Source organism: Bacillus sp. JJ1764 (genome assembly GCF_036962145.1).
Taxonomy (GTDB): Bacteria; Bacillota; Bacilli; order Bacillales; family Cytobacillaceae; genus Neobacillus.
Map to the genome: position 1 here is coordinate 1 of NZ_JBALNY010000179.1, position 253 is coordinate 253.

The 253-nt window shown below is 37.2% G+C and carries 1 pseudogene; it reads left to right on the top strand.

The window, feature by feature from the left end:
- Positions 1 to 119 precede the first annotated feature (119 nt).
- A pseudogene (locus V7083_RS20490) lies at positions 120 to 253 on the top strand (IS110 family transposase); the annotation flags it as partial.

Genomic DNA, 253 nt, shown 5'->3' on the forward strand with positions numbered 1-253 from the left:
GCAGCATTCCTGTAATGAATGAAAATGAGGTTTGAACAAAAAAATAACCTCTTGGTAGAATGAAAGAGTCCAAAGCCTGCAAGCGAAAAGGACAAACTCATTAACCAGGAGGATATAAAATGAATTATAACCAAAATGAAAAGATTGCTCAAATCACTTCTCAAACTCTTATTATAGGTGTTGATATTGCCAAGTTCAAGCATGTCGCACGTGCACAGGACTATAGAGGAATGGAGTTTGGTTCCCCTTGTTA